This window comes from Lysobacter hankyongensis, from assembly GCF_039543145.1.
Classification (GTDB): domain Bacteria; phylum Pseudomonadota; class Gammaproteobacteria; order Xanthomonadales; family Xanthomonadaceae; genus Lysobacter_I; species Lysobacter_I hankyongensis.
This window is the reverse complement of sequence record NZ_BAABJE010000030.1, coordinates 174,551-193,312: the sequence shown is the minus strand read 5'-3', so window position 1 is coordinate 193,312 and position 18,762 is coordinate 174,551. Positions and strand designations below refer to the sequence as shown.

At 67.7% G+C, this 18,762-nt stretch carries 15 protein-coding genes, 5 tRNA genes and 1 pseudogene; 8 read left to right on the top strand and 13 right to left on the bottom strand.

The window, feature by feature from the left end:
* Positions 1-6: 6 nt before the first annotated feature.
* From tig to ABD974_RS19080, 6 genes are all read right to left on the bottom strand, one after another.
* Complete coding sequence (gene tig / locus ABD974_RS19105; protein WP_345304934.1) at positions 7-1,311, bottom strand: trigger factor; 1,305 nt, start codon at positions 1,309-1,311, stop codon at positions 7-9.
* Between the two features lie 310 nt (positions 1,312-1,621).
* Positions 1,622-1,706: transfer RNA gene (locus tag ABD974_RS19100), tRNA-Leu, on the bottom strand.
* Positions 1,707-1,771: 65 nt separating this feature from the next.
* Positions 1,772-1,847, bottom strand: a tRNA-Lys gene (locus ABD974_RS19095).
* Between the two features lie 119 nt (positions 1,848-1,966).
* Positions 1,967-2,043, bottom strand: a tRNA-His gene (locus ABD974_RS19090).
* Between the two features lie 98 nt (positions 2,044-2,141).
* Positions 2,142-2,218 (bottom strand) — tRNA-Arg (locus ABD974_RS19085).
* A gap of 57 nt (positions 2,219-2,275) precedes the next feature.
* Positions 2,276-2,352, bottom strand: a tRNA-Pro gene (locus ABD974_RS19080).
* Between the two features lie 171 nt (positions 2,353-2,523).
* On the opposite strand from ABD974_RS19080, the gene ABD974_RS19075 reads away from it, so the two are divergent.
* On the top strand, positions 2,524-3,294 hold the full coding sequence (locus tag ABD974_RS19075; RefSeq protein ID WP_345304933.1) for a Bax inhibitor-1/YccA family protein: 771 nt from the start codon (positions 2,524-2,526) through the stop codon (positions 3,292-3,294).
* Positions 3,295-3,360: 66 nt separating this feature from the next.
* On the opposite strand, the gene ABD974_RS19070 is transcribed toward ABD974_RS19075, so the two are convergent.
* The 3 genes from ABD974_RS19070 to grxC form a co-directional block, all read right to left on the bottom strand.
* Positions 3,361-4,368, bottom strand: coding sequence for an isocitrate dehydrogenase (locus tag ABD974_RS19070; protein ID WP_345304932.1), 1,008 nt, complete (start codon positions 4,366-4,368; stop codon positions 3,361-3,363).
* 200 nt (positions 4,369-4,568) lie between these two features.
* On the bottom strand, positions 4,569-4,967 hold the full coding sequence (locus ABD974_RS19065; protein WP_345304931.1) for a carboxymuconolactone decarboxylase family protein: 399 nt from the start codon (positions 4,965-4,967) through the stop codon (positions 4,569-4,571).
* Complete coding sequence (grxC, locus tag ABD974_RS19060; protein WP_345304930.1) at positions 4,964-5,245, bottom strand: glutaredoxin 3; 282 nt, start codon at positions 5,243-5,245, stop codon at positions 4,964-4,966. Before grxC ends, ABD974_RS19065 begins: the two co-directional genes overlap by 4 nt.
* A 261-nt stretch (positions 5,246-5,506) precedes the next feature.
* Here grxC and ABD974_RS19055 point away from each other — a divergent pair, with 261 nt between their 5' ends.
* From ABD974_RS19055 to ABD974_RS19025, 7 genes are all read left to right on the top strand, one after another.
* On the top strand, positions 5,507-7,087 hold the full coding sequence (locus tag ABD974_RS19055; protein ID WP_345304929.1) for a M48 family metalloprotease: 1,581 nt from the start codon (positions 5,507-5,509) through the stop codon (positions 7,085-7,087).
* 235 nt (positions 7,088-7,322) lie between these two features.
* On the top strand, positions 7,323-8,012 hold the full coding sequence (gene phoB / locus ABD974_RS19050) for a phosphate regulon transcriptional regulator PhoB (RefSeq protein WP_345304928.1): 690 nt from the start codon (positions 7,323-7,325) through the stop codon (positions 8,010-8,012).
* 51 nt (positions 8,013-8,063) lie between these two features.
* Complete coding sequence (phoR, locus tag ABD974_RS19045; RefSeq protein ID WP_345304927.1) at positions 8,064-9,395, top strand: phosphate regulon sensor histidine kinase PhoR; 1,332 nt, start codon at positions 8,064-8,066, stop codon at positions 9,393-9,395.
* Positions 9,392-11,512, top strand: coding sequence for a polyphosphate kinase 1 (gene ppk1 / locus ABD974_RS19040; protein ID WP_345304926.1), 2,121 nt, complete (start codon positions 9,392-9,394; stop codon positions 11,510-11,512). The genes phoR and ppk1 overlap by 4 nt, the downstream gene beginning before the upstream one ends.
* A gap of 456 nt (positions 11,513-11,968) precedes the next feature.
* On the top strand, positions 11,969-13,444 hold the full coding sequence (gene ppx / locus ABD974_RS19035; protein WP_345305008.1) for an exopolyphosphatase: 1,476 nt from the start codon (positions 11,969-11,971) through the stop codon (positions 13,442-13,444).
* Between the two features lie 84 nt (positions 13,445-13,528).
* Positions 13,529-14,704 (top strand): glycosyltransferase family 4 protein, encoded by a 1,176-nt coding sequence (locus tag ABD974_RS19030; RefSeq protein ID WP_345304925.1) that lies wholly within the window; start codon positions 13,529-13,531, stop codon positions 14,702-14,704.
* Positions 14,664-15,221, top strand: coding sequence for a phosphatase PAP2 family protein (locus ABD974_RS19025; RefSeq protein WP_345304924.1), 558 nt, complete (start codon positions 14,664-14,666; stop codon positions 15,219-15,221). Before ABD974_RS19030 ends, ABD974_RS19025 begins: the two co-directional genes overlap by 41 nt.
* A 148-nt stretch (positions 15,222-15,369) precedes the next feature.
* Here ABD974_RS19025 and ABD974_RS19020 read toward each other — a convergent pair whose 3' ends face one another.
* The 4 genes and pseudogenes from ABD974_RS19020 to creD form a co-directional block, all read right to left on the bottom strand.
* The gene (locus ABD974_RS19020) at positions 15,370-16,254 is read right to left on the bottom strand and encodes a carbon-nitrogen hydrolase family protein (protein WP_345305007.1); all 885 of its coding nucleotides are present in this window, start codon (positions 16,252-16,254) and stop codon (positions 15,370-15,372) included.
* An 11-nt stretch (positions 16,255-16,265) separates the two neighbouring features.
* Positions 16,266-16,904, bottom strand: a complete 639-nt coding sequence (locus ABD974_RS19015; protein WP_345304923.1) for a GNAT family N-acetyltransferase — start codon at positions 16,902-16,904, stop codon at positions 16,266-16,268.
* A gap of 74 nt (positions 16,905-16,978) precedes the next feature.
* Entirely contained in the window at positions 16,979-17,296 is a 318-nt protein-coding gene (locus tag ABD974_RS19010) for a hypothetical protein (RefSeq protein WP_345304922.1), read from the bottom strand.
* 83 nt (positions 17,297-17,379) lie between these two features.
* Positions 17,380-18,729: pseudogene (creD, locus tag ABD974_RS19005) on the bottom strand (cell envelope integrity protein CreD); the annotation flags it as partial.
* Positions 18,730-18,762: the final 33 nt, after the last annotated feature.

Below are 18,762 nucleotides of genomic sequence, written 5' to 3'. Positions count from 1 at the left end.
CGCAGGTTACTGCGGGGCGATCGCTTCCTGGAAGCTGAGCGGCCTGTCGGTGTGCACGGCACGCTCGGCGATCCAGTCGATGACCTGCTCTTCCATCACGCGATTCTGCAGGCCCGCCATGAGCTGGCGATCGTTGCGGTACAAATCAATGACCTGCTGCGGCTCTTCGTAGGTGGAGGCGATGAGACGCAGCGTTTCGTTCAGGCGCTTCGGATCGAGCACGAGTTCGTTGCGGCGGGCGATCTCGCCGACCAGCAGCGCCACGGTCACGCGCTTGCGCGCCGGTTCCAGCAGTTCGCGCCAGGCATCGGCCGGCGGCTCCACCTGACGACCCTGACGGCGGGCCTGCTCGACGGTCTGCGCGAGCATGGCCCGCGCTTCGTTCTCGACCACGCGCGGCGGCATGTCGACATGGGCGTAGGCGGCGACCAGTTGTTCGCCGACTTCGCGACGCAGGCGACCCATCAGCGCACCCTTCAGTTCGCGCTCGAGGTTGTTGCGGATCTCGACACGGAACTGCGGCATCTCGCCCGAACGCACGCCGAAGCTGCGGATGAATTCGGCGTCGACTTCCGGCAGCACCGGCTCGGAAATCGCTTCGACCTTCACGTTCACCACCGCCTGACGGCCGGCGAGCTGCGGCACGCGCCAGTTTTCGGGAAAGTCGACGGTCAGGGTCTTGTCTTCGCCGGCGCTCATGCCGACGATGGCGTTCTCGATCTCCGGGAACATCGCACCGGAACCGATCATGGTGACGCCGCGCTCGGCGCCTTCGGCCGGCAACCGCTCGCCGCCGATCACCGACCAGGTTTCCACGTCGGCCGCATCGCCGGGCTGCGCCGGGCGATTCACGATCGTCCAGCTGCGGCGCTGCAAACGCAGATTCTCGATCATGCGATCGATATCGTCTTCGGTGACCTCGGCGGTCGTACGCACGACCTGCAGCGTGGTCACGTCGATGTCGCCGAAGTCCGGCACGACCTCGAAGGTGGCGACGTAGGCCAGTTCGCCCTCGCCCGCTTCGGCGGACGGTTCGATCCGCGGATTGCCGGCCAGACGCAGTTCGTTTTCGCGGACGGCCTGATCGAAGCCCTGCTGCAGCAATTCATCGACCACTTCGCCGCGGACCTGGGCACCGTAACGCTGTTCGATCACCTTGGCCGGCACCTTGCCCGGACGGAAGCCCTTGATGCGGGCGGTGCGGGCGATCTCGCGCAGGCGGCCGCCGATCTGGTTCTCGACGCGTTCGGCCGGCACGCGGAGGGTCATGCGGCGTTCGAGATTACCCACGGATTCGACTGAAACTTGCATTGCTGGCGACTCCTGCTGCCGCGCCGTCGCGCGCGGCCCGTATCTGGTGTGGTTGAGGTGGAGGCTGGGCGGCCGCGAAGGCCGGTCGGGCACACCCATGGCGGGCCGCCCCAGCGGAACGGGATAGTTTGGCCGATTACGGCGTTTCCCGCCAGTTTCCGCGCGATGCCGCCCCGGAGCGATACCGCGATGCGTGCGTCGCAGGCCGCGGCGAGACGAACCCGCCGGACCGCGCGGAGAAGACGCCGTGGCCCCTCGGACGCGGTTGCCTCGACAGACCGAGACGCGGCGACATCATCGCGTGCAGGGATGGTGCGAGAGGGGGGACTCGAACCCCCACACCTTTCGGCGACAGAACCTAAATCTGTTGCGTCTACCAATTTCGCCACTCTCGCATGCCGCGCTCGTTCCATGGACGCGGAAAGCAAAACGCCCGGCATGAGCCGGGCGTCGCTGGAACTGGTGGGCCGTCAAGGATTCGAACCTTGGACCTATTGATTAAGAGTCAACTGCTCTACCAACTGAGCTAACGGCCCGATTTGCAAAGGATAACGCATCCGCCCCGCGTCCGACAACCGTCGGACCGCAATGCGCCGAGGAAGCGACGCACGCATGCGGAAAACCGCGGACATACCCATGAAAACTGGAGTGAAATTGGGGTGGCTGAGGGGACTCGAACCCCCGACAACTGGAATCACAATCCAGTACTCTAACCAACTGAGCTACAGCCACCATTGAAACCTGGGACACCTTGCGCAGGCCCTGCGGGCCTCCGCCACCCGGGCGTCCTGCCGGGCCTTGCCGCAATCGCAAACCGCGCACCCTTCTGTTGGCGCGCCCGGCAGGAATCGAACCTGCAACCACCGGCTTAGAAGGCCGGTGCTCTATCCGGTTGAGCTACGGGCGCATGTGCGCATGATAGCCGGGCGGACGGAGCGGTGGAGCCGACACGGGAAGCGATGAATGGTCGGGGTAGAGGGATTCGAACCCCCGACATCCTGCTCCCAAAGCAGGCGCGCTACCAGACTGCGCTATACCCCGCCGATGAGGCGGCCGGACGAAGAAGACGCGTCCACGTCCGGACCAGTCGCGTATTGTCCGAACCCGGAAGCACGCTGTCAACGCGCGCGCGGCCCGCGCAATCCGGAACCGTCGACGGTATGCTTGCGCCTCGACACCTCAATCCAGACGTCACGCTTCCAAGGAGACACCATGCGCAGCGGCAATCCGGTCCTGAAGGACTCCACTTTCCTCGATCTCAGCAGCGGCAGCGTCTATCCCGGCAGCGCCAACGCGATGAGCCTCAACGGGACGGTCAACAAGACCGGCATCCTGCTGCTGCTCACCATCCTCACCTCGGCATTCGCCTGGTCGCAGACCATGATCCAGACCCCCGAGGGCATGCAGGTCGCTCCCGGCGCGATGATCTACATGATCGGCGGCGCCATCGGCGGCTTCGTGCTGGCGCTGATCACCACTTTCAAGAAGGAGTGGTCGCCGATCACCGCGCCGCTGTACGCGCTGGTCGAAGGCTTCTTCCTCGGTTCGATCTCGGCGATGTACAACGCCCAGTTCGAGGGCATCGTACTCCAGGCCGTGATGCTGACCTTCGGCACGCTGTTCGCGCTGCTGTTCGCGTACCGCTCCGGCCTGATCAAGGCCACCGAGAACTTCAAGCTCGGCGTGGCTGCGGCCACCGGCGGCATCGCGCTCATTTATCTCGCCACGATCCTCTTGGGCCTGTTCGGCATCAAGATCCCCTACATCCACGAATCCGGCCTGATCGGCATCGGTTTCAGCCTGTTCGTGATCGTGGTCGCCGCGCTGAACCTGGTGCTGGATTTCGACTTCATCGAATCGGGCGTGGAAGCCGGCGCTCCGAAATACATGGAGTGGTACGGCGCCTTCGGCCTGATGGTCACCCTGGTGTGGCTGTACATCGAGTTCCTGCGCCTGCTGGCAAAGCTGCAGTCGCGCGACTGAACCGGCGGCGGATACCGCAAACGAAAAAGGGCGCCATCGGCGCCCTTTTTCATGTCCGCCGACGGCTCAGAGCCGGCTGGCGATGGCCCTGGCGAACGACATCGTGTTGCCGGTGCCGCCCAGATCCGGCGTGAGCGAGTCGCTGGCTTCCAGGGTCGCGACGATGGCGTTGCGCAGACGGGTGGCGTTTTCGGGCTGACCGATGTGATCGAGCATCTGGCCCACCGCGAGCAGCAGCGCGCAGGGATTGGCGATGCCCTTGCCGGCGATGTCGGGTGCCGAACCGTGCACGGCTTCGAAGATCGCCGCCTCGGTGCCGATGTTCGCGCCCGGCGCCAGACCCAGACCGCCCACGAGGCCGGCACAGAGATCGGAGATGATGTCGCCGAACAGGTTCGTGGTCACGATGATGTCGAACTGCTCCGGACGCATCACCAGCTGCATGCAGGTGTTGTCCACGATCATCTCGTTGCACTGGATGTCGGGATATTCGGCGGCCACGATCCGCGCGGTGCGCAGGAACAGGCCCGAAGTCGACTTCAGGATGTTGGCCTTGTGGACGACGGTGACCTTCTTGCGCCCGGTCCTGCGCGCGAGATCGAAGGCGTAACGCACGATGCGCTCTGAGCCGCGACGGGTGATCTTCTGGGTCAGCATCGCGGTTTCGCCGTCCTCGGACAGCGACTGGCCTTCGCCGATGTACGCGCCTTCGGTGTTTTCGCGGACGGTGATCAGGTCGACGCCGCTGGGAAAGCGCGACTTGGTATTCGGGAACGACTTCGCGGGGCGCACGTTGGCGTACAGGTCGAAGCGCTTGCGCAGCTCGACGTTGATCGAGCTGAAGCCCTCGCCCACCGGCGTGGTCAGCGGGCTTTTCAGCGCGATTCGATTGCGGCGGATCGAATCGAGGGTCGTCTGCGGCAGCAGTTCGCCGTGCTTTTCCAGCGCGACCATGCCGGCATCGGCGTCTTCGTAGGTCAGGCCGGTATTCATGGCGTCGAGCACGGACAGGGCGGCGTCCATGATCTCGGGGCCGATGCCATCGCCACGGATGACGGTAATCGTTTGGGTCATTGGGTCACTTCCAGGCAGGCCCACCACGGCATGCGGGGGCCGGAATCATTCGGGGCTGAACGGTCGGTCGGTACGCGCGCGACCGCCACAACGGTGGCGATCAGCGCGTACAACCCGCGAATTATGCCGGAAGTGCGTTGATTCTGCTGGAAATACGGCTCAGACCATGGTCGATGAAGCGCGTTGCCGGCAGCCGCCGTTCAGTCGTGGGCGTGCGCCGGCGCGGCGCCGGCGTCGCCCTGCTCCAGCCGGTCGAGGAAATCGACCGCGCGACGCAGGTGCGGAATGACGATCGAACCGCCGACCACCAGCCCCACCGAAAAGGCTTCGAACATCTCGTCGCGATCGACCCCGGCTTCCTTGCACTGGGCGACGTGGTAGCTGATGCAGTCGTCGCAGCGCAGGACCAGGGACGCCACCAGGCCCAGGAGCTCCTTGGTCTTCACGTCCAGCGCGCCGGCCTGATAGGTCTGGGTGTCGAGCGCGAAGAACCGGCGAACGACCTGGTTGGGTTCGGCGAGGATCCGCTCGTTCATCCGCTTGCGGAAGGCGGTGAACTCGGCCACGCGGTCCTTCTCGTCCTGTCCGGCGCCGCTCATGCGCCTTCCCCGCCCAGCAGCGGTTCGAACCGGCCGTCGCGGTGCAGCGCCATCATGTCGTCGAAACCGCCCACGTGGACATCGCCGACGAAAATCTGCGGCACGCTGGTGCGCTTCGCACGCGCCACCATCCGCTCGCGTTCGGCGGGGTCGGTGTCGACGCGGATCTCGGTCCAGCCCAGCCCCTTGCTCTTGAGGAAGTTCTTGGCCGAGACGCAGTAAGGGCAGATCGCGGTGGTGTAGATCGTGATCGGCGCGTGGTTGGACGGGTCGCTCAAAACGGTCTCCTCACGGCGCGGTGGCGCCGGCAGTCGGATGGAAAGCATCGGCGTTCATGATGGGGGGGCGATGCGGCCTTTTCCAGCCGCCGGGCGTTCGCGGGCAGGCAACACAGCGGTGCATGGAACGAAGCGTGGCCCGCACGGTCCGAACCATATGTGCGATCCCGGCGCCGCCGGCCCGATTAACAACGCATTCACGCCGGGATTGCCGCCAACCGTCATCCTGTCGCACGAACAACGCCCTCGGAACTCCGCCTCATGCGCCTGCCGGTCGCCATCGCCGCACTCACCTTCGCCCTGGCCGCAGCCGTCGCCCCGGCGCAGGACAACCGGCTACCGGACATCGGCTCATCGGCCAACGAACTGCTGAACCCGGCGCGGCAGGCCGAATACGGCAGCATGATGCTCAGCCAGCTCCGCCACTACGGCTACGTGCTGGACGACCCGCTGATCGACGGCTGGCTGCAATCGGTGGGCCACCGCCTCGCCGCCGCCAGCGACAAGCCGCAGCATCCCTTCACCTTCTTCATGCTCAAGGACCGGGCATTCAATGCATTCGCCACGCTCGGCGGCTACATCGGCACCAACGCCGGCCTGGTGCTGGCGGCCGAAAGCGAGGACGAAGTGGCCGGCGTGCTGTCGCACGAAGTCGCCCACGTCACCCAGACCCACGTGCTGCGCAGCGTGGAGCGGGCGCAGAAGGACAGCGTGCCGATCCTGCTGGCGATGCTCGGCGCGATCGCCGTCGCCCAGTCTTCCGGCGGCAATTCGTCCGACGACGCGTCCATGGCCGCGCTGGCCTCGGCGCAGGCGCTGATGCAGCAGCGCCAGATCGATTACACCCGTTCGAACGAATCCGAGGCCGATCGTCTGGGCATCCAGACCCTGGCCCGCGCCAGTTACGACCCGCAGGCGATGGCCGGCATGTTCGGCCGGATGCAGGCGATTTCGCGGGTGAACCAGGGCGGAGAGCGCGAGCGTGCGCCGGACTATCTGCGCACCCATCCCGTGAACACCACCCGCATCAGCGAAGCGCGGGCGCGGGCCGACGAACTGGCGACCAAACCCCGCGCCTTCGATCCGGGCAGCGTGATCACCAGCGAAAATCCGCTGCTGCCGTCGAGCCTGCGCGTCGCCGGCCCGGCCCGCGCCAACGACAACGTCCAGTTCGGCTGGGCGCGCGAACGCATCCGCGTGTTCAGCGCCAACACCGCCGCCGATGCGGTGCGCGAATACGAACGCATGCGCCAGGCCAAGCCGCTCACCGATGCCCAGCGCTACGGCCTGGCCACCGCCCGCCTGCGCGACGGCCAATACGCGATCGCGGCGAAGGAACTGGCGCCGCTGCTGACGGAATATCCGGCGGACCCGTGGATCGTGATCGCGATGGCCGAGATCGAAGCCCGCACCGGCGATCTCGCGGCGGCCGACAACCGGATGGAGGCGCTGCTGGCGCGCATGCCGAATCACCGCGCGGCCAGCCTGAGCTATGCCCGCCTGCTGGCCGAGCGCAACGACGCCACCGCCGGCCGCCGCGCCCAGGCGGTGCTGCGGCCGTTGCTGGTGACGGCCAAGGACGATCCGGTATTCCAGCAGACCTTCGCCCGCGCCAGCGAGGTCGCCGGCGATCCGGTGCGCGCCGGCGAAGCCTATGCCGAGGCCGAATTCCTCAACGGTCGGCCGGAACGGGCGCTGATCCAGCTGAACACGCTGATCAAGCGACCGGAAGTCGATTACTACGCCCGCGCCCGGATCGAGGCTCGGATCGCCGCGATCACGCCCACCGTGCTGGAACTGCGGCGCCAGGGCGTGCGCGACGAAGTCCTCGAACGGCGCTGAGCCGGCCCGGCTTCGACACAAACATCGAACACGAGCCCGACGCGCCGTATTGCAGCAGGATGTCGCCGCTGCGCGGACGACGACCCGGGTCGCTCGAAGTCCCGCAAACCCGGGCGTTCGGCGGCGGCGACGCCGTCATGGTCCGGTCACAAAAATGTCGTCTACTGTGATCCGCGCCCCGGCCAGCCGTTCCCGGCCGGGCACTCCCCCGCAGCGGTTGCACGCAGAAGACGTCATGCAGAAGCGCATCCTCATCGTCGACGACGAACCCGCGATCCGCGACATGGTGGCCTTCGCCCTGCGCAAGGGCGAATACGAGCCGGTCCATGCCGGCGACGGCCGCGAGGCCCAGGCCGCCATCGCCGAACGCGTGCCCGACCTGATCCTCCTCGACTGGATGCTGCCCGGCGCCAGCGGCCTGGAGCTGGCCCGGCGCTGGCGGCGCGACGCGCTGACCCGCGACATCCCGATCATCATGCTCACCGCGCGCGGCGAGGAGAACGACCGCGTCGGCGGGCTGGAAGCGGGCGTCGACGATTACGTCGTCAAACCGTTCTCGGCGCGCGAGCTGCTGGCGCGGATCCGCGCGGTGCTGCGCCGTTCGCGCGAGGACGACGAGGACGGCAGCGTGCAGGTCGGCGACCTGCGGATCGACGGCGCCTCGCACCGCGTGTTCGCGGGTGACGCGCAGATCCAGATCGGTCCGACCGAGTACCGGCTGCTGCATTTCTTCATGACCCACGCCGAGCGCGTCTACACCCGCAACCAGTTGCTGGACCATGTCTGGGGCGGCAATACCTACGTCGAGGAGCGCACGGTCGACGTGCACATCCGCCGGCTGCGGCGGGCGCTCGAACCGGTCCGGCTGGAAGGCATGGTGCAGACCGTGCGCGGCGCCGGTTACCGGTTCTCGGCGACGCTCTGAGCGTCGCCGCGGCCGTGCGATCCCGTCGCGCAATCCCATAGACTGCGCGTAATGCCGCAAGATGCCCGCTCCGCATGGCGCACGACGCTCGGCCAGCTCGCGCTGGCCCTGGGGCTCGCGCTCGCGCTCGGCTTCGCGGTCGGCGAGCCGTGGCCGGTGCTCACCGTCGCCGCGCTCGGCGTGGTCGCTTGGCACTACTGGAAACTGCGCCGGCTGCTGCTGCGGCTGACCGCGCGCCAGCGTCTGGCGCCACCGGTCGGCGACGGCGTCTGGAACCAGGTCGACCGCCTCCTCTATCGCAGCCAGAACGAAGTGCGCGCCCGCAAGCGCCGTCTGATCGAGATGCTGCGCGCCTATCGTGCCGCGACCGCCGCCCTGCCCGATGCCATCGTGGTGGTCGAACGCAACAGCCAGCGCATCCTGTGGTTCAACGAAGCCGGCACCCGATTGCTCGGACTGCGTCATCCGCGCGACCTCGGCGCCGCGCTCGGCGACCGCCTGCAGCCGCTGCCGATCGCGCACTGGCTGGCGGCCGGGCGTCACGCCGAACCGCTGCTGGACGCGCCCTCGCCGGTCAGCCCGGAACTGCGGCTGAGCCTGCGCCTGATTCCCTATTCCGACGAACTGTGGCTGCTGGTCGCGCGCGACGTCAGCAAGCTGATGCGGCTGGAGCAGATGCGCCGCGATTTCGTCGCCAACGTCTCGCACGAACTGCGCACGCCGCTGACCGTGGTCCACGGCTACCTCGACATGCTCGATCCGGCCGAACAGCCGGACTGGGCGCCGATGCTGACCGAAATGCAGCGCCAATCGCAGCGCATGACGCAACTGGTGGAGGATCTGCTGACGCTCTCGCGGCTGGAGGCACAGGAAGCCCTGCCCGAGGAGACTGTGTCGATGGCCTCGATGCTGTCCACGCTCAAGCGCGAAGCCGAAGCGCTGAGCCAACGCAGGCACAGCATCGCGATCGAGGATGCCGCGGGCGTCGACCTGTGGGGCTCGACCAAGGAACTGCACAGCGCGTTCTCGAATCTGGTCAGCAACGCGATCCGCTACACACCGGCCGGCGGCAGCATCCACATCCGCTTCGTCTCCGAACGCGACGGCGGCGTCAGCCTCGCGGTGGAGGACACCGGCTACGGCATCCCGGCCGCGCATCTGCCGCGCATCACCGAACGTTTCTATCGCGTCTCCACCAGCCGTTCGCGCGAAAGCGGCGGCACCGGCCTGGGCCTGTCGATCGTGAAGCATGTGCTGAACCTGCATCAGGCACGTCTCGAAATCGAGAGCGAAGTCGGTCGCGGCAGCCGTTTCGCCTGTCGTTTCGGACGCGAGCGCATCCGCGCCCGCGATCGCGTCCCCTATCCCGAAGAGCACGCATGAGCCCGAGTCCGTCCGCACGCACGCCCCCGCGCCAGCCCGTCGCGCCGGAGACGCCACAGGAAACCGACCCGCTGCGCGACCCGTCGCTGTATCTCAACCGCGAGCTGTCGCAGCTGGACTTCAATTTCCGCGTACTCGCGCAGGCGCAGGACGCCTCGGTGCCGTTGCTGGAACGGCTGCGCTATCTGTGCATTTCCTGCACCAACCTCGACGAATTCTTCGAGATCCGCGCCGCGACCGTGCGCCAGGCGCAGGATTTCGGCATGCCATTGGCCGCCGACGGCGTGCCGCACGCGACGCTGCTGAAACGCATCCACGACCGCGCCGCGGACCTGGTGGACGCGCAGTACCGCTGCTGGAACGAAGTGCTGCGGCCCGCCCTCAGCGAGAACGGCGTGCGCGTGCTGCATCGCCAGCATTGGACCGCACGGCAGACGCGCTGGCTGCGCGCGTATTTCCGCGACGAGATCCTGCCGGTGCTGTCGCCGCTGGGGCTGGATCCAGCGCATCCGTTCCCGAAGATCCTCAACAAGTCGCTGAACATCGTGGTGGTGCTCAAGGGCAAGGACGCGTTCGGGCGCGCCGGACATCTGGCGATCGTGCGCGCACCGCGTTCGCTGCCGCGGATCATCCAGCTTCCGGAAAAGGCTTCGGGCGGCGAGCACGATTTCGTGTTCCTGTCCGCGGTGCTGTCGGCGTTCGTCGACGAGTTGTTCCCGGGCATGGAGGTCAAGGGCGCCTATCAGTTCCGGGTGACCCGCAACTCCGAACTGATCGTCGACGAGGAAGAAGTCGAGAACCTCGCGCTCGCGCTGCGCGACGAACTCGCCGGCCGCGGGTTCCTGCGCGCGATGCGCCTGGAGATCGCCTCGGACTGTCCGAAACCGATCGTGCGCTCGCTGCTGGAGAACTTCGAACTGCCCGAGAACGCGGTCTACCGCATCCACGGCCCGGTGAACCTCAATCGCGCGGCGCAGATCTACGACATGGTGCAGCGGCCGGACCTCAAGTATCCGCCGTACCAGCCGCAGCAGCTGAAGGACATGGAGACCATCTTCGAGCGCGCCGCGGCGGGCGACGTGCTGATGCACCATCCGTTCGACGCGTTCACGCCGGTGCTGGAACTGATCCGGCAGGCGGCGGAAGATCCGAACGTGCTCGCGATCAAGCAGACGCTCTATCGCGCCGGCAAGGATTCGCCGATCGTCGAACACCTGATCCAGGCCGCGCGCAACGGCAAGGACGTGACCGTGGTGATCGAACTGCGCGCGCGTTTCGACGAAGAAGCGAACCTCCGCCTCGCCGACCGGCTGCAGGACGCCGGCGTGCAGGTGGTCTACGGCGTGGTCGGCTACAAGACCCATGCCAAGATGCTGCTGATCGTGCGCCGCGAAGGCCGCAAGCTGCAGCGCTACACCCATCTGGGCACCGGCAATTACCACGCCGGCACATCGCGCGCCTACACCGACTTCGGCCTGATCACCGCCGACCCCGACATCGGCAGCGACGTGCACCAGATCTTCCAGCAGATCTCCGGGCTGGCGCCGGCGATCAAGCTGCGCAGGCTGCTGCAGTCGCCGTTCACGCTGCACGCCGGTGTGTTGAAGCGGATCGAGCGCGAAATGAAGCACGCCAGGGCCGGCAGGCCTGCGCACATCGTCGCGAAAATGAACGCGCTCAACGAACCGCAGGTGATCCGCGCGCTGTACCGCGCTTCGCAGGCCGGCGTGCGCATCGATCTGATCGTGCGCGGCGCCTGTACCCTGCGCCCCGGAATCCCCGGCGTGTCGGACCACATCCGCGTGCGCTCCATCGTCGGCCGCTTCCTCGAACACAGCCGCGTCTGGTGGTTCGGCAACGACGGCGAGCCCGAGCTGTTCTGCTCCAGCGCCGACTGGCTGGAACGCAATCTGCTGCGCCGGGTGGAGATCGGTTTCCCGATCGTCGATCCGGCGCTGGCGGCGCGGGTGAAAGAGGAATCGCTGGACAATTATCTGCTCGACAATCTCAACGCCTGGGAGCTGCAGCCGGACGGGACCTATCGCCATCTGCAGCCCGAAAGCGACGCGATGCCGCATTCGGCGCAGTCCAGTCTGCTCGCCAAGCTCTGCGGCTGAGAGCGTGTTATGCACTTTTTCATGTGCCGCGTTGCGCAGCCTGTGGCGCCGAGACAAAGTTCCGCGGCGCAGTCTTGGCTGGTGGCCAAGGCAAGCCGCGGGCCGCAGGATCGGCGCCACAGGGGCGCAACCCGAAGGGAAGGCCGTCTGCGGGCCCCATCCGGCGTTGCGCACCTTGCCAAGGCCACCAGCATTGTCCGCGGCGCGCGCCTTGGCTCAGGCCCGCAGACAGCCTTCGCGGCATATGAAAAAGTGCATAACACGCTCTGAGCGGTCGCCCCCGCGCGTGGACGCCAAGCGCATCCGCCAGCCGGCCGCAAGCCGTTCCGTTCGGCCGGTCATGTTGGTAGGCTGCGCGGCATTCGCTCCCGTACCGTCCCGTCCCAGGCCAGCCGCTTGAACCGATCCGCCGCCTACGGTCGCGCGCCCACCGCCCTGTTGCAGGACGGCGACGCCATGGCCGCCATCGATCTGGGATCGAACAGCTTCCACATGGTCGTGGCGCGTACGGTGCTGGGCCAGCTGCGCATCATCGACCGCCTGCGCGAGGCCGTGCGCCTGGCCGACGGCCTCGACGCCCGCGGCGGATTGAGCGCCGACGCGCGCCAGCGTGCGCTGGACTGCCTCTCGCGCTTCGGCGAGCGCATCCGCGATCTTCCCGCGCACGGCGTGCGCGCGATCGCGACCAACACGGTCCGCGCGCTGCGCGATCCGCAGGTCTTCCTTTCCGACGCTGAAGCCGCGCTCGGCCATGGCATCGAAGTGGTCTCCGGCCGCGAGGAAGCGCGTCTGATCTATCTCGGCGTGGCCCACGCGCAGCCGCCGAAACCGGAACAGCGGCGGCTGGTGATCGACATCGGCGGCGGTTCCACCGAATGCATCATCGGCTCCGGGTTCGACACCATCGAGCGCGAAAGCCTGCAGATCGGCTGCGTCGCCAGCACCCGACGGTTCTTCGGCAACGGCAAGCTCTCGAAAAAGCGCTGGAAGGACGCGCTGACCGAGATCGAGGCCGAATTCCAGCAGTTCGCGGGGCTGTATCGCGCGCTCGGCTGGCAGGAGGCGATCGGCTCGTCGGGCACCAACAAGGCCATCGGCGAGATCTGCGCGGCGATGAAGCTCACCAAGGGCGCGGTGACCGCCGAGGCGCTGCCGATCGTGCGCGATCGCCTGCTCGCCGCCGACCGGATCGAGGACATCGACCTGCCCGGCCTGCCGGAAGACCGCAAGGCGATCATCGCCGGCGGCATCCTGGTGCTGGAGGCGGCGTTCGAAACGCTCGGTCTGAAGAAGATGCAGGTCAGCAAGGCGGCGATGCGCGAAGGCGTGCTGTACGACATGCTCGGTCGCGGCGGCGTGGACGATCCGCGCGACGCGTCCATCGATGCGCTGATGCAGCGCTACGGCAACGACCGCGCGCAGGCGCAGCGGGTCGTGGACACCGCGCTGCAGTTGTTCGATCAGGTCGCCGCGAAGTGGAACCTCGGCGAAGACGAACGCCGCATGCTGATCTGGGCCGCGCGCGTGCACGAAATCGGCCTGGCCATCGCCCACAGCCAGTATCACGTCCACGGCGCCTACATCCTGGAACACTCCGACATCGCCGGTTTCTCGCGCCAGGAGCAGTTGTTCCTCGCGGCGCTGGTGCGGAATCATCGCCGCAACGTCTCCAACAAATCGCTGGAAGTGCTGCCCGACCGCCTGCTCGCGCCGGCGCGCCGCTGCGCCGCGGTGCTGCGCCTGGCGGTGCTGCTGCATCGTTCGCACGAAGCCGAATCGATCCCGAAACTCACCGCGCGCGCGTCCGGCAACGCGATCGCGCTGTCGCTGTCGAAATCGTGGCTGGACGAACGCCCGCTGCTGCGTTCCGACCTCGAACACGAACCGGAAGGCATCGCCGGGCTGGCGATCGATCTGCAGATCGAAGGCTGATCGCGGCGCGTCATCGCGCTGTCACCGCCGCGCCATCGGGATTTCATCGCCGCCGCCCACACTCTCGAAAACGAGAGACAGCGGATGCGCTACGCGATCGTCACCGAAACCTGGCCGCCCGAAGTCAACGGCGTCGCCCTCACCGTGCAGAGCCTCGACCAGGGCCTGCGCGAACGCGGCCACGACGTGATGCTGGTGCGGCCCCGTCAGGCCCGCGGGCAATCGCCGGCCGCGCACGAACGACTGATCGCGAGCCTGCCGATGCCGCGCTACCCGGGCCTCCGCCTGGGTCTGCCGTCGACGCGCAGGCTGATCTCGCAGTGGCACCTGCACCGCCCGGATGCGATCTACGTGGCCACGGAAGGCCCGCTGGGGTGGTCGGCATTGCGTGCGGCGCGGCGACTGCGCATTCCCGCGGCCACCGGATTCCACACCCGATTCGACGACTACATGCGCCACTACGGCGTGCCTTTCCTGCAGCCGATGGCGCTGGCCTGGATGCGCCGTTTCCACAACCGGGCACAGGCGACGCTGGTGCCCACCGAAGCGCTGCGCGGCGAACTGCACCATCTTGGCTTCGCGAACGCCGTACGGCTGCCGCGCGCGGTCGACACCGACCTGTTCCACCCCCGTCATCGCGACGATGTTCTGCGCGCCCAATGGGGACTGCGCGCCGAAGATCTCGCGGTGATCCATCTGGGCCGGATCGCGCCGGAAAAGAATCTCGCCCTCGCGGTCCGCGCCTTCCGCGAGATCCAGCGCGACATCCCCAAGGCCCGCTTCGTCTGGGTCGGCGACGGTCCGGCACGCGCGCAGCTGCAGAGGGACAACCCGGATTTCGTGTTCTGCGGCATCCAGCGCGGCGAAGCGCTGGCGCGGCATTTCGCCAGCGCCGATCTGTTCCTGTTCCCCAGCCGCAGCGAAACCTACGGCAACGTGACCCTGGAAGCGATGGCCAGCGGCGTGCCGACCGTCGCCTTCGACTACGGCGCCGCGCACGAATGCCTGCGCGACGGCGAACACGGCGCCGCGGTCGCCGACGGACATGCACAGGCCGACGATGCCTTCGTGCGCGCCGCGCTGCGCATCGCGACCGACACCGGCCTGCGCGCGCAGATGCGGATGGCCGCGCGCGACGCGGTGTCGGCGCTGCGGCCCACGCAGGTCGCTGCGGATTTCGACGCCATTCTCCAACGTCTCGCCCAAACGGGGATCCGTGATGACTCAGCCTACGTTGCGTCGCCGATTGCGCGCGAATGAATCGGCCTGGTGCCTGCGCGCGAACGCGCTGTGCGGGCGTCGCGTCGCGTTCCGTTTCTTCGCCGCGGTGAGCCGGCTGGGCGACGGCGTGTTCTGGTACGCACTGATGGCCGGACTCGCGCTGCTGGGCGGCGCCGCCGGTCGCGCGGCGGCGCTGCATCTGGCCGCGATCGGGCTGGTCTCGCTGGCGCTGTACAAGGCGCTGAAGCGCTGGACGCGACGCCCGCGTCCCTGCGCCGCGGATCTGCGCATCCGCGCCTGGGTGGCGCCGCTGGACGAATTCAGCTTTCCGTCGGGGCATACGCTGCATGCCGTCGCCTTCACCATCGTCGCGCTGGCCTACGTGCCCGCGCTGGCGTGGCTGCTGATTCCGTTCGCCGCCAGCGTCGCGGTCTCGCGCGTGGTGCTGGGGCTGCACTATCCCAGCGACGTGCTCGCCGCCACCGGCATCGGCAGTGGGCTTGCGCTCGCTTCGATCTGGGCGCGGAACATGACGATCCAGTTCGCCATCGGGTAATCGCCATCGGGTCACACGGAGCGCAGCGCGTCCAACCCGTCCGGAAGCGGGTGCGGACGCGCTGCGGTCCGTTTTTCTGCGATCACGCGCGCCCGAGGATAGGGGGCCTGCGATCTGCTTTGGAAAAGCGGCGGGCCCAGGGCCCGCCCTACGCGCCAGGTTCGAGCTTCGCCTGGCGCAGACCCGGCGCGAGTTGTCCCGGCCAATCGCGATCGTTGGCGACCTGCGCGCTGTCGCGGGTCTCGCGCAATCGCTGCGGGTCGAAGTCGGCGTAGATCCAGCCGTGCGGTTCGCGCGTTTCGGCGACGATCCCGTCCGCGGGCAGGCCGACATCCATCGGCGCGTAGATCGTCGCCTCGCCGGTGTTCACGTCGAGCGCCGGGCTCCACGCGGCGTCGCCCGCGGTGACCGACTGGGCGATGAAGCAGCGGTTCTCCAGCGCCCGCGCGAGACAGCCGACGCGCACGCGGGTGGCGCCCGCGGCGGTGTCGGTGCAGCTCGGCACCAGCACCAGTCGCGCGCCGGCCTCGCACTGCGCGCGCACCGGCAGCGGAAATTCGATGTCGTAGCAGATCGCGATGCCAACCCGGACACCCTCGATCTCGAACACCTTCAGCGCATCGCCGCCGTCGATGACGCCGGTCTTCTTTTCGAAGCCGGTCAACTGCAGCTTGTCCTGCCACACGTGACCGCCACCGGGCGAGAACAGATCCGCGCGATTGCGATAACGGCCGCGGCCGTCGTCGAGCAGAAAGGTGCCGGCGACCACGTGCAGCCCGGTATCGCGCGCGAGCCCGGCATACAGAGCGCACCAGGCGGCGCGGTGCGCCTGCAACGCCGCCAGCGACGCATGCAGATCGTCGCGCACGCCCGTCGCGAAGGTCGCACCGAGTTCCAGCGACAGATACTCCGGCAGTATCGCGACCTGCGCGCCGGCAGCCGCGGCCTGGCACAGCCAGCGCGTCTGCTTGTCGGCGAAATCGTCGAACCGCGACGGCGCGTCGATCGGATATTTCGCGACCGCCAGGGTCAGGCCCGCATCGCTCATGCTGCGTTCTCCCCGGCCAGCGCTCGCGTCCAGAACGTGAGGTCGTGGCCGATCTCGCCGCGGTCGATCTCGTTCCAGTGCAGATGCATGGTCATGCCGGGCTGCCGCGCATAGCCACGCCTCGTCCAGAACGCCTCGTTGCCGCGATGCCCGGGCGGGCGACGCGGATCGCCGTCGTCGCGATCCACCGCGCAGAACGCGGCGAGATCGAAACGACCGAGCGCGCGGGCATGGGCTTCGCGATGATCGAAGAAGGCATGGCCGATGCCCTGCCCGCGATACGCCGGCAACAGCACCGATTCGCCGAAATAGAACACGCGATCGACATCGATGCCGCGGGCGTCGAACGGCGCGCGGAATTCGGCGGTGTCGTCCGCCAGCGGCAAACCGGTGGACGCGCCGATCACCGCATCGCCATCGAACGCCAGCACGAACACGCTGTCGGGCGACGACGCATAGGCATCGAGATATTCGCGCTCGTAGGCGGCATCGCCGTCGTACAGATACGGCCAGTCGCGGAAGACCGCAATGCGCAGCGCGGCGACGGCCTCGAGATGATCGCGCACGTCGGCCCCGGAACGGCGCTGGATGTCGATGGCGCGGGCGTCGATGGTGCGGGCGGGATGCGTGGACATGCACGGATTCTAGGCCAAAGCGAACGCCGCGGGCACGTGGCCCGCGGCGTTCGGTCGGCATCGCGGCGGAGATCTCAGTGCGCGTCGCCGCGCGCATGCCTCACGACGCTGACGCCGCGCATCCAGTCGCTGCTTACCGCATAGTCGACCCGCGTGCCGTCGCCGCCGTAGCGGAAAGCGTAGCGGCAGGGTCCCGTTGTTCCGGAAGGCACCAGATCGCGTACCGGCTGGCCGCGACTGCGCAGGTCCTCGACCACCATCGCCCGCGCCTGACGGACCTGCAGTCCGCAGTCCTCGCGCTGCAGATCGCGATAGAGCACGACACTCGAGAGGCTGGCGGAGGCGACGAAGACGGCGGCCAGCAGGGCGGCGTAGCGACGATTCGCGGTCATGGCGTGCTCCCGGATCACTCGGCGCCGGCGATCGGGGCCGGCGGCGGCACCGGCGGCGGCGTGGTCTTCGCCGGCGCGCCCATGCTGCCCAGGGCGTACCAGTCGACCTTGCGGGTCACCACCATGATCGCGGCGAGGATCAGGAACAGCAGGCCGGCACCGAGCACCATCGCGTTGTCCTCCGAGATCAGCAGACCGTAGAGCACGGCGTAGAGCGTGGCGATCATCGCGGCGAAGCCGAGACCGCGCAGCCAGGAGCGCAAGACGTGGCTGACGTAGTAAGCGAGCAGGCCGATGCAGGCGGCGCTGGCGGCGAGATAGGCCTGCCCGAACGCGATGTGCTCCGACAGCGCCACCAGCATCAGGAAGAAGATCGCGAGCGCGAGGCCGACGAGGCCGTACTGGATCGGGTGGATGCGCAGTTGTTTGATCAGCTCGAACATGAAGAAGCCGACGAAGGTCAGCAGCACGAACAGGATGCCGTACTTGCTGGCGCGATCGGCCTGCGAATAGATATTCACCGGATCGACCAGCGACACCGCGACCGCATCGAGTTCCACCGCGGTCTCACCATCGCTCGCGGCATGGCCGAGGGTGCCGGTGTTGGGCAGGATCCTGCCGGAGAGGTACTGCGCCTGCGCGTTGGTCGCCAGCGCCGACACTTCCCATTCGCCGCGGAATCCGCTGCTGCCGATCGTCTTCCTGCGCGCGCTGAACGAGCCGTTGAACTGCGGGTGTTCCCATGGCGACTCCAGCACGACCTTGTTGCGCTGCGCGAGCGGCGCGATCGCCAGGGTCTCGGTGCCTTCCAGCGAGAACTTGAACTCGGTGTCGAACGCGACTTCTTCGCCGGCCTTCGGCGCCTGCAGGCGGGCATGCAGGCCGCTGCCATCGCGACCGCCGAGGCCGCGCTCCAGCTTCACGTCCACATTGTCGATGCTCAGCCGCGGCACGCCGGCGAGACCGCGCACGTCGGCGATGCCGTAGTTCAGCCAGGGCTGGCCGATCCTGCGCGGCAGTTCCGGATTCTCGTCGGCCGGAATCTTCGCGCGGAAGCTCGCCTTCGTCGCGCTCGAGAATTCGTAGCTGCGCACTTCGTGCAGACCGAGGAATTTGCTGCGCGGGTCGATGGTGCCCTTCACGTCCATGGTCGTGGGGAAAAACACCCACTGCCCGGACTCGCCGTCCTGCTTGACCTTGCGGATCACTTCGCCGTTGGCGTTCTTCTCTTCGACTTCGACGATCTCGACGTAGGGCACCACCAGCACCGGTCCGGCCAGCGCCTGCGCGCCTGCGGTGGTGCGCGCGATCGTGCGCACCGCTTCGTCGCGGTAGTACTGCCGCTCCTGGATGGTGCCGCGGATCATCATCAACGGAACGAGCAACAGGATGGTCATGCCGACCACCATCAGAATCTTCAGCAACAAGCGCATAACCGCCTCCGGCGTTGTGGACGCGGGCAGTCT

Excerpts from the sequence above, each read along its gene's own strand:
- phoR (WP_345304927.1), top strand. The coding sequence starts at position 8,064 with ATGCCGCAAGATGCCCGCTCCGCATGGCGCACGACGCTCGGCCAGCTC.
- ABD974_RS19055 (WP_345304929.1), top strand. The coding sequence starts at position 5,507 with ATGCGCCTGCCGGTCGCCATCGCCGCACTCACCTTCGCCCTGGCCGCA.
- ABD974_RS19070 (WP_345304932.1), bottom strand. The coding sequence starts at position 4,368 with ATGACCCAAACGATTACCGTCATCCGTGGCGATGGCATCGGCCCCGAG.
- ppk1 (WP_345304926.1), top strand. The coding sequence starts at position 9,392 with ATGAGCCCGAGTCCGTCCGCACGCACGCCCCCGCGCCAGCCCGTCGCG.
- ABD974_RS19075 (WP_345304933.1), top strand. The coding sequence starts at position 2,524 with ATGCGCAGCGGCAATCCGGTCCTGAAGGACTCCACTTTCCTCGATCTC.
- tig (WP_345304934.1), bottom strand. The coding sequence starts at position 1,311 with ATGCAAGTTTCAGTCGAATCCGTGGGTAATCTCGAACGCCGCATGACC.
- ABD974_RS19015 (WP_345304923.1), bottom strand. The coding sequence starts at position 16,904 with ATGTCCACGCATCCCGCCCGCACCATCGACGCCCGCGCCATCGACATC.
- ABD974_RS19065 (WP_345304931.1), bottom strand. The coding sequence starts at position 4,967 with ATGAGCGGCGCCGGACAGGACGAGAAGGACCGCGTGGCCGAGTTCACC.
- ABD974_RS19030 (WP_345304925.1), top strand. The coding sequence starts at position 13,529 with ATGCGCTACGCGATCGTCACCGAAACCTGGCCGCCCGAAGTCAACGGC.
- ppx (WP_345305008.1), top strand. The coding sequence starts at position 11,969 with ATGGCCGCCATCGATCTGGGATCGAACAGCTTCCACATGGTCGTGGCG.
- ABD974_RS19025 (WP_345304924.1), top strand. The coding sequence starts at position 14,664 with ATGACTCAGCCTACGTTGCGTCGCCGATTGCGCGCGAATGAATCGGCC.
- phoB (WP_345304928.1), top strand. The coding sequence starts at position 7,323 with ATGCAGAAGCGCATCCTCATCGTCGACGACGAACCCGCGATCCGCGAC.
- ABD974_RS19010 (WP_345304922.1), bottom strand. The coding sequence starts at position 17,296 with ATGACCGCGAATCGTCGCTACGCCGCCCTGCTGGCCGCCGTCTTCGTC.